The organism is Vibrio sp. 1CM23M (genome assembly GCF_023161755.1).
Classification (GTDB): Bacteria; Pseudomonadota; Gammaproteobacteria; order Enterobacterales; family Vibrionaceae; genus Vibrio; species Vibrio coralliirubri.
The window spans coordinates 1-402 of record NZ_JALNTR010000028.1 but is presented as its reverse complement, the minus strand read 5'-3'; the positions used below and the strand labels follow the sequence as shown (position 1 = coordinate 402).

Here is a 402-nt window from a genome sequence, read left to right as displayed (position 1 = left end):
AAATCTTCATCGACCAACTCATACTTCACAACGCCATCGGCACCTTCATCAACCGTGAATAACCCATTAATAATGGTATCTTCAGATTGATCTGAACCAATTCCAGTAAGATCGTCTTCATCGACAACAGTTTCACCGGTCGGCGCCGTCATAACAGGCACATCATCGAGCACCTCGATTGGCAATACATACTGATTAGAATCATCGCCATCGCCATCAACCGCAACGACATCGAATGGAATCGTTGAGGTATTGGAATTCGGACTTGTTGGATGATTTAGAGGACCTAACAACGTAAAGGTATAAGAGCCATCATCACCTAATGCCAACGTGAAGATTGGCGTTCCACTTGTCGTCGTACCTTGATAGGTCGTTGTGTTAGCCGCCCCTGTGATTTCTGTA

General features: G+C 45.3%; 1 protein-coding gene. It reads right to left on the bottom strand.

Translation table 11 applies throughout. The annotated features are described in order from the left end of the window. Positions 1-402: hypothetical protein (locus MSG35_RS24115; protein ID WP_248385191.1), on the bottom strand; the 402-nt coding region annotated here is incomplete at both ends.